Below are 8,827 nucleotides of genomic sequence, written 5' to 3'. Positions count from 1 at the left end.
CAAACTCTTCAATTAAAAGTTCGATTTGCTTAAACATGTTAAGCGGTGCTCAGAGATTACTTCGTAATAATTCAACTAAATGAATTACTGCTTGGTCACTCTAAGACTTGATATTTTTTGCCACCGAGGTGGCTGATATCGTCTTGTGAGTGCCCACACAGATTGTCTGATAAATTGTTAAAGAGCGTTCGTTGTGAGACTTAACTCAGCAACGTGGGAGGCAGATAATACTCCTTCCCACTGAAGAGTCAACCATTTTCTTTTACAAGATTCGGTGTTTTCACCGGGTTGATTCTTCCTGGCTGGGCGACTTGGTTCTCGTTAGAGGAGTCGTTGTTCCCGGTCAGTGGAGGCGCATTATAGGGAGTTCTCAGAAGGCCGCAACCCCTAATTTCAAAAAACTTTCCGACTGCTTTCTTTTTGGCCTGAACGTCTATTAAGACCGCATTAGTGTGATTTTTTATACGATATTTGTCCAAAATCTTCAGCGAATTTGGCTACCTGTTGCCAGTCGGTGTATTCCACTTCTTTACGGGTATCTGTTTCCCCGCCTGTCATCCGCATAATAAGTTGGATCATGACCTTATCGAACCAGCGATATCGCGGATAACGTAATGCGCCAGCAAAGACACCACACATTGCAGGTTCCCAAGGCGATGCCAGCAGGAATTTACGCACGTAGGCATTAGTCTGTGGCGTACGCTTTTCAGGTTTGCGTGCAGTCAGATTGACGCCGAAAAAAGCTGACGGCATGCGGTTCAATGTTTCGGCGTGTTTTTTAACGAACTTATCCAGCACCGGGTTGAAGTGGCCGTAACGTATCGAAGCGCCGATCATGATCTGGTCATAGCTTTTCAAATCGACGTGTGCCGCATGGCCGAGATCAATAACATCGCAGTAGCACTTCTCTTTCAACTCACTGGCTATATAAGAAGCGATAGCATGTGTCTGCCCGTCACGACTTGAATAGAGTATCAACGCTTTCATACTTGTTTCCCTTTCTTAAAACTCATTCCCGCCAGAACGTCGGCGTGAACAGCACTAATAATGTGAAGACTTCGAGACGACCAAACAACATGGTGACGATCAGGATCCATTTCGCCACTGAATTCATCGAGGCAAAGTTATCCGCCACAACCCCTAAACCAGGCCCAAGGTTATTGAGCGTCGCGGTGACCGCAGCGAAGGCGGAGAAGTTATCTACACCGGTGGCCACAATCGCCAGCATGCTGACAATAAACACCAGCGCATAAGCGGAGAAGAAACCCCATACCGCTTCAATGATACGTTCAGGCAAAGCGCGGCTACCCAATTTAATCGTGTAAACCGCATTGGGGTGAACCAGCCTTTTCAGCTCGCGGGAACCCTGTAAATAAAGCAGAAGGATACGGATCACCTTTAGGCCACCGCCGGTTGAACCCGCACATCCCCCGATAAAGGCAGAACAGAGCAACAGAAGCGGCAAAAACAGCGGCCATTTAGAAATACTGTCCGTGGTATATCCTGCGGTAGTAGCCATTGACACCACCTGGAAAAATGCCTGATTCAGCGTCTCCAGACCGGAACCGTAGGTATTGTGGATCCACAAAATCACCGTACAGATGATCACCAGCGTGAACTGCACACCAATGAACATACGAAATTCCGGATCTCGCCAGTACACTTTCAGGTTTCGCCCGCTCAGTACCGCAAAGTGCAGGCCATAGTTACAGCCGGAAATCAGCAGGAATATCGCGACGATAGTATTGATCGTTCCGCTATGAAAATATCCGATACTGGCGTCGTGCGTTGAGAAGCCGCCGATGGCGATAGTCGAAAAACTGTGGCTGATCGCATCAAAGACCGGCATACCCGCGCCCCATAACGACAGCGCACAAGCGATGGTCAGCAGTACATAGATGAGCCAAAGCGTTTTTGCTGTTTCGGCGATACGCGGACGCATCTTGTTATCTTTAAGCGGGCCCGGCATTTCTGCACGGTACAACTGCATCCCGCCGACACCCAATATCGGCAGAATGGCCACAGCGAGCACAATGATCCCCATACCGCCAAACCATTGCAGCATCTGCCGGTAGAAAAGAATCGCTTTGGGCAATGAATCCAACCCGACCAGAGTGGTCGCGCCCGTCGTCGTCAGGCCGGAAAAGGATTCAAAGAAAGCATCGGTAAGGGAGAGATTCGGCCGCTCGGAGAACAGAAAAGGCAATGCCCCGACGCTGCCCAGTACCGTCCAGAACAGCACAACAATCAGGAAACCTTCCCGTGGTTTAAGCTCACTTTTCTGCTTTCGGTTGGGCAACCACAGGAATAATCCAATCGCCAGGGCGACAAAGAAAGTCTGACTGAACGCACGCCCCGCGCCATCGCGGTAGATTAAAGCGACCAGACCGGGAATAATCATCGTTCCCGAGAAAAGGATGACGAGCACCCCCACAATGCGTGTTATGGCACGAAAATGCATGCTGGTGCGTTCCTCAGCGAAGTAATCATAGAAAATTTAAGAAACCGGACGCAGGATAAGTGTGCCACGGCTGATATCGAATAAGTGGCTGACTGTTGCCGGCGCATCTGCGGCAGGCAGCGCCAGAACGAGGTCCACCGCCGCGCCGTACTCACTGCGTAAAATATGCCCACCCACATGCGAAAGCAGCATTTCAACCTGCTGTAACTGGCTGTAATCACACTGTACTGCGTACTTCACCAGCGGAACCTTTTGCTGCACGATAAGTTGTTTTAATGCCTGCTGAACACCACCGCCGTAGGCCTTCACGAGGCCGCCGGTGCCCAGCATAATGCCACCGTAATAACGCACCACGACGGCCGTGATCTCCCCAACCCCGCATCCCATCAGCTGACTTAAGATGGGTTTACCGGCTGTGCCCGCTGGTTCTCCATCATCAGAAAAGCCCAGTTGCTGAGAATCAGCAGGCGCGCCAGCCACAAACGCCCAGCAGTGATGACGCGCTGCCGGGTGCTGATGTCTGACATGCTGAATAAAGGCTTTTGCCGCTTCAATGCCTTCCGTTCTTGCCAGTAAGGTGATGAAGCGACTTTTCTTTATTTCTTCGCTGAAACTGACGGACTCAGCGGGGACGGCATAAGGCTGCATCAGGCCAGCTTCAGATCGCGTGTCATATTTTCGATACGATTGTCATGGATGACAATATTGTCTTCGATACGAATGCCGCCAAATGGCTTCATCGCGTTGATGCGATCCCAGGCAAAATGTTTGCTGAACTGCCCTTCGCGCCACGGTAACAACAACGAATCGATGAAATACAGACCCGGCTCGATAGTCAGTACCATGCCAGGCTCAATCACACGGGTGCAACGCAGATAAGGATATTGCGAAGGCGCAGCCAGATGTGTACCGGTATCGTCCTGCATAAACCCGGCAACATCATGCACCTGTAATCCCAGCGGATGTCCCAGACCGTGTGGCAGGAAAGGCCCGGTCAGGTTCTGTTCCACCATGGCGTCTTCACTGATATCGACCACCAGCTTGTGCGCTTTCAACAATTTGGCGATGCGGTGATGCATCTGAATATGATAGTCGGTATAGCGCACACCGGCCTTAATCGTATCAATTAACGCGAGTTCTTCCGTATTGAGATCTTTCACCAGTGCAGCGAAATCACTGTCCGGTTTTGCGGCATAGGTCCGCGTCAGGTCAGCGGCATAGCCATTATATTCCGCACCGGCATCAAGCAGGAAGCTGTGCATTTCGGCAGGCGGCTGGTTATCTAGCGTCGTGTAATGCAGTACGGAAGCGTGTTCATTGAGCGCAACAATGTTGTCGTAAGGCACATCGGTATCACGATGACCGGTAGCCGTGAGATACGCCAGATTGATGTCGAATTCACTCATGCCGGAAAGGAACGCCTCTTTCGCCGCACGATGGCCGCTGACCGCGACTTTCTGCGCTTCACGCATACAGGCCAGTTCATAACCCGTTTTGTAAGCGCGATGATAATGCAGGAAATCCAGCACAGCTTTCGGGTTGACGTTGGCAGCAGGAATACCCATGCCGATCGCGCGTTCCTGACTGTAACCGATGTAACCCACACGTTTGAGATCAACCGGCAACTGGCCTTTGATATCGTCGGCGTTGGCCAGCGGCGTCAGGGAAATTTCTTTCGTCCAGAAGGAGTCTGGCAGCGGTTCATGGCTGTGCCAGTAGTCCACGGGGGAATAGAACCACAATTTCGGGGCATTCACGCCATCCACCCACAACCAGCAATTCGGCACTTTGGTGACCGGCACCCAGGCCTTGAACTGCGGATTGACTTTGAAGGGATAACTGTGGTCATCAAGGAAGGGCGTCAGCAACTCACCGGAGTGAATCAGTAACGCATCAAGCTGAGAACGTTGCAGAATTTCACGGGCACGCGTCTGCAGCGTGGCAATATGTTCTTTATAAAGCGTAGTAAGCGATTCCATCCAACTCTCCTTTTTTCACCTGAAAGACGATGCAGCATCTTACCACAGCCTCACCGCGACCATAGTCCCGGAAGGTTTGTGATCTTGCCTGCAAATAAAACACATCTCATTTGCAAATTATTAACATAAAAACCACACTCCAAGTCATCTGGTCATACCAGATCATCCCAGATGATTCAGGAGAGACACATGCTCTACCAAGGCGAAACATTACACCTGCACTGGCTCGATGACGGTATCGCGGAGCTGGTGTTTGATGCCCCAGGCTCGGTCAATAAACTCGATACCCAAACGGTTGCCAGCCTGGGCGAAGCGATTGCAGTACTTGAAAAGCAGTCTGAGCTGAAAGGCTTACTGCTGAGTTCAGCCAAACCTGCATTTATTGTCGGTGCGGATATCACCGAGTTTTTGTCCCTGTTTAACGCACCTGCGGAAAAACTGCAGGAGTGGCTGAATTTCGCCAACCGCATTTTTAACCGTCTGGAAGATCTGCCGGTACCGACCCTTTCCGCTATCAGCGGTTATGCGCTGGGCGGCGGTTGCGAATGCGTACTGGCGACCGATTTTCGCATCAGTACGGCCGATGCACGTATCGGATTGCCGGAAACCAGCTTAGGTATCATGCCGGGCTTCGGCGGATCCGTGCGTCTGCCACGCCTGATTGGCACAGACAGTGCACTGGAAATTATCGCAGCCGGGAAAAACATCAGCGGGAAAGAGGCCCTGAAAGTCGGTCTGGTAGATGCCGTCGTTGAAGCAGACAAACTACGCGATGCAGGCATTACCATGCTGAAAAATGCCGCTGACGGCAAACTGGAATGGCATAACCGCCGCGCCCCGAAACGTCTGCCGCTGAAACTCAGCCAGATTGAAGCGACGATGAGTTTCAGCGTCGCCAAAAGCATGGTCATGCAAAATGCCGGCAAGCATTATCCCGCGCCTATGACCGCCGTGAAAACGATTGAAGCCGCCGCTCGCCTTGGCCGTGATGAAGCATTACAACTGGAAACCGCCAGCTTTGTACCGCTCGCACAATCTAAAGAAGCCCGCGCACTGGTCAGCATTTTCCTTAACGATCAGTTTGTAAAAGGCAAAGCAAAAAAACTGGCTCAAGGGAGTGATAAACCGACGCAAGCTGCGGTGCTGGGTGCCGGCATTATGGGCGGCGGGATAGCTTATCAGTCGGCCCTGAAAGGTGTACCGGTCGTCATGAAAGATATCAACGATCAGTCCCTGACTCTGGGCATGAACGAGGCCGCTAAGTTGCTAAACAAGCAACTGGAGCGTGGCAAACTTGACGGTCTGAAAATGGCCAAAGTCCTGTCGACCATTCATCCGACTCTCAATTACAGCGGAATCGAACATGCCACCGTCGTGGTCGAAGCCGTGGTCGAGAATCCAAAAGTAAAAGCCGCAGTGTTGGCTGAAGCTGAATCTTTACTCGGTACCGGTGCCGTTCTGGCTTCCAATACTTCGACCATTCCTATCAATCAGCTGGCATCCTCGCTGAAAAATCCGGAAAACTTCTGCGGTATGCACTTCTTCAACCCGGTTCACCGGATGCCGTTGGTGGAAATCGTGCGGGGTGAAAAAACCTCAGACACGACAATTTCACGCATTGTCTCTTACGCGCTGGCAATGGGGAAAACACCGATCGTCGTCAATGACTGCCCGGGCTTCTTCGTTAACCGCGTGTTGTTCCCGTATTTTTCCGGTTTCAGTTTGCTGTTGCGTGATGGTGCCGATTTCCGCCAGATCGACAAAGTGATGGAAAAACAGTTCGGCTGGCCAATGGGCCCGGCTTATCTGCTGGATGTGGTCGGCATCGACACTGCCCATCACGCCCAGGCAGTGATGGCCGCCGGTTTCCCGGAGCGTATGTCGCGCAATTACCGTGATGCTGTTGATGTGCTGTTTGATAACCGTCGTTTTGGTCAAAAAAACCATCTTGGCTTCTACCGTTACAGCGAAGACAGCAAGGGCAAGCCACGCAAGGAAGTCGATGAACAGGCAATCAGCCTGCTGGCCGATAATCTAAAACCGTCACATGCGGATTTCTCGCCGCAGGACATCATTGCCCGCATGATGATCCCGATGATTAACGAAGTGGTACGCTGTTTCGAAGAAGGCATCATTGCCAGCCCGGCCGAAGCCGACATGGCGCTGGTGTATGGCATCGGTTTCCCTCCGTTCCATGGGGGACCGTTCCGTTATCTGGATACCCTCGGTACCGCTGCGTATCTGAAAATGACCGAACAGTACACACACCTGGGGCCGATGTATCAGGCACCAAGCGGGTTACGCGTCAAAGCGCAAACCAATGAAAGTTACTATCCGGTTGCGGCGCCGCTGGAAAACCTCAGCACCGGTAATCAGGCATAAGGACCGAAATCATGGAAAACGTAGTCATTGTTGATGCAGTCCGCACGCCGATGGGCCGTTCTAAAGGCGGCGCATTCCGCCACGTCAGGGCTGAAGATCTCTCCGCTCATCTGATGCGCGCCGTGCTGACCCGCAACCCGGCACTCAACGCCAAAGATATTGATGATATTTACTGGGGCTGCGTCCAGCAGACGCTGGAGCAAGGCTTCAATATTGCCCGCAACGCGTCGCTGCTGGCAGAAATTCCGCACAGCGTTCCCGCAACTACGGTCAACCGTTTGTGCGGTTCTTCCATGCAGGCACTGCACGACGCAGCGCGCGCGATTATGGTTGGCGACGCACAAGTCAGCCTGATCGGTGGCGTGGAACATATGGGTCACGTACCGATGAATCACGGCGTGGATTTCCATCCAGGTCTGAGCAAGACCGTAGCGAAAGCTGCAGGCATGATGGGACTGACAGCTGAAATGCTGGCGAAAATGCACCAGATCAGCCGTGAAATGCAGGATGAATTTGCCGCACGTTCACATCAGCGCGCCCATGCAGCCACCGTTGCCGGGCATTTTGCTAACGAAATCGTGGCGACCGAAGGCCATAACGCCGACGGTGTGCTGACCCGTTATGACTTCGATGAAGTGATCCGCCCGGAAACTACTGTCGCCACGCTGGCAGCTTTACGTCCGGCGTTCGATCCGGTGAACGGTACCGTTACGGCGGGCACATCCTCGGCCCTCTCCGACGGCGCATCGGCGATGTTGCTGATGAGTGAATCTCATGCCAAATCTTTAGGTCTGAAAGCCCGCGCCCGCATCCGTGCCATGGCGGTAGTCGGCTGCGACCCGTCGATTATGGGTTACGGCCCGGTGCCGGCAACGCGTCTGGCATTGAAACGCGCCGGGCTAAACGTGCAGGACATCGGTCTGTTCGAACTGAATGAAGCTTTTGCCGCACAAGCTTTACCGTGCGTGAAAGATTTGGGACTGCTGGAAACCATGGAAGAACGCGTCAATCTGAACGGCGGCGCCATTGCGCTCGGTCATCCGCTCGGCTGTTCCGGCTCGCGTATTTCCACCACGTTGCTGAATCTGATGGAGCGCCGCGACGTACAATTTGGCGTAGCCACCATGTGTATCGGTTTGGGACAGGGCATCGCGACCGTTTTCGAACGCGTCTGATTTCCCTCTTCCTGAAAAACACAAAAGCGGGCATTAAGCCCGCTTTCATCAATCTGTCGTTACCGTTTTAGTTGCCGTTTTCCCGCCTGTCAGGGGCGGGCTTTTTCATTATTCAATCAGATGAAAGAGAAGGCATCACCAAACAGACGGTCTTCCTGTGCACCGCGTTCTGCGACAAAACGTTCACGGGCGATTTTTGCCATCTCAAAACGACCCGCGATATAAATATCGTACTCAGCCAGTGAGGAGAAATCCTGTAGCACCGCGCTCAGGACAGTACCGCTTCTGCCCTGCCATCCTTCTTCCGGCTGTTCAACCACCGGGATCACTTTCAGGTTCAGGTGATTGATGCTCAGCGCTTCCAGTTCACTGAGATCATACAGATGCTTCAGTTCACGGCCGCCCCAGTAAATAGAAATATCACGATGTGGTTGTTGTTCAAGCGCGGTGATCAAAATAGAACGCACGTAAGAAAATCCGGTTCCGCCCGCAATCAGCACCAGCGGACGTTCACCGTCTTCACGCAACCAGGCATCGCCGTGCGGAATATCCACGGTGATGGCCTGTTCTTTCAAAATGCGATCCATCACGGCCATCGCGTACAGATTCAGTTCAGACGCGCCAATGTGCAACTCAATCACATTGTGTTGGGCCGGCGTGGAAGCCAGAGAGAACGGGCGCTTGTCACGCTCATCCATTACCACCATCAGATACTGACCCGCGCGGAACGAGAAAGGCGCTTCCGGAACCAGCCGGACGCGATACACCGTATCGGTTATCGCCTCAACTGAGGTCACTTTACAGCTCAATGTTGTCATGCGGTCCCTCTG

General features: G+C 52.6%; 7 protein-coding genes. 2 read left to right on the top strand and 5 right to left on the bottom strand.

Features of this window, described 5'->3' with window-relative positions; genetic code table 11:
• Positions 1 to 447 precede the first annotated feature (447 nt).
• Genes hemG through pepQ form a run of 4 tightly spaced genes read right to left on the bottom strand, consistent with a single transcriptional unit; the run spans position 448 to position 4,440 of the window.
• A complete protein-coding gene (gene hemG, locus J1781_RS04765; RefSeq protein WP_129992176.1) occupies positions 448 to 987 on the bottom strand; it encodes a menaquinone-dependent protoporphyrinogen IX dehydrogenase in 540 nt (179 codons plus the stop codon).
• A 22-nt stretch (positions 988 to 1,009) separates the two neighbouring features.
• The gene (trkH, locus tag J1781_RS04760) at positions 1,010 to 2,461 is read right to left on the bottom strand and encodes a Trk system potassium transporter TrkH (protein WP_129955146.1); all 1,452 of its coding nucleotides are present in this window, start codon (positions 2,459 to 2,461) and stop codon (positions 1,010 to 1,012) included.
• 36 nt (positions 2,462 to 2,497) lie between these two features.
• Entirely contained in the window at positions 2,498 to 3,109 is a 612-nt protein-coding gene (locus tag J1781_RS04755; RefSeq protein WP_129955147.1) for an IMPACT family protein, read from the bottom strand.
• Positions 3,109 to 4,440 (bottom strand): Xaa-Pro dipeptidase, encoded by a 1,332-nt coding sequence (gene pepQ, locus J1781_RS04750; RefSeq protein ID WP_217233271.1) that lies wholly within the window; start codon positions 4,438 to 4,440, stop codon positions 3,109 to 3,111. Before pepQ ends, J1781_RS04755 begins: the two co-directional genes overlap by 1 nt.
• Before the next feature lie 189 nt (positions 4,441 to 4,629).
• On the opposite strand from pepQ, the gene fadB reads away from it, so the two are divergent.
• Together fadB and fadA are read left to right on the top strand one after the other, a co-directional pair.
• On the top strand, positions 4,630 to 6,822 hold the full coding sequence (fadB, locus tag J1781_RS04745; protein ID WP_129955149.1) for a fatty acid oxidation complex subunit alpha FadB: 2,193 nt from the start codon (positions 4,630 to 4,632) through the stop codon (positions 6,820 to 6,822).
• Between the two features lie 11 nt (positions 6,823 to 6,833).
• Positions 6,834 to 7,997 (top strand): acetyl-CoA C-acyltransferase FadA, encoded by a 1,164-nt coding sequence (gene fadA, locus J1781_RS04740; RefSeq protein ID WP_129955150.1) that lies wholly within the window; start codon positions 6,834 to 6,836, stop codon positions 7,995 to 7,997.
• Positions 7,998 to 8,113: 116 nt separating this feature from the next.
• On the opposite strand, the gene fre is transcribed toward fadA, so the two are convergent.
• Positions 8,114 to 8,815 (bottom strand): NAD(P)H-flavin reductase, encoded by a 702-nt coding sequence (gene fre / locus J1781_RS04735; protein WP_217233270.1) that lies wholly within the window; start codon positions 8,813 to 8,815, stop codon positions 8,114 to 8,116.
• Between the last annotated feature and the right edge of the window lie 12 nt (positions 8,816 to 8,827).

The sequence above is a fragment of the Rahnella perminowiae genome (assembly GCF_019049695.1).
In the GTDB taxonomy this organism is placed as follows: domain Bacteria; phylum Pseudomonadota; class Gammaproteobacteria; order Enterobacterales; family Enterobacteriaceae; genus Rahnella; species Rahnella perminowiae.
This window is presented reverse-complemented; position numbering and strand designations above follow the sequence as displayed.